This is a genomic window from Shewanella sp. MBTL60-112-B2, assembly GCF_019655055.1.
Taxonomy (GTDB): Bacteria; Pseudomonadota; Gammaproteobacteria; order Enterobacterales; family Shewanellaceae; genus Shewanella.
Genome location: NZ_BPFA01000122.1, coordinates 1 through 251, shown reverse-complemented (window position 1 = coordinate 251; position 251 = coordinate 1). Strand labels below are relative to the sequence as shown.

At 53.0% G+C, this 251-nt stretch carries 1 protein-coding gene; it reads right to left on the bottom strand.

What is annotated here, in order from left to right; genetic code table 11:
* On the bottom strand, window positions 1-251 hold a 251-nt coding region (locus K5Q73_RS21530), incomplete at both ends, for an Ig-like domain-containing protein (RefSeq protein ID WP_220766215.1).

Below are 251 nucleotides of genomic sequence, written 5' to 3'. Positions count from 1 at the left end.
GGTTATCGCCATCAGCATCGGTTGGTGCGCTGAGGCCTAAAGACGTATTTTGCGTCTCTTCATTGACATTGATGCTATTGCTATCGACGAGTGGCGCATCGTTGATTGGGTTGACCGTGATCGCCACGCTGCCGTTTTCAGTGACAGTGCCGTCATTGACGCTGTAGGTGAAGTTACCCACGGCATCACCGCTGTCATAGTCGGCAGGGGCATCGTACTGCAAGCCTTCTAATTGGCCAGCGGTTAAGATC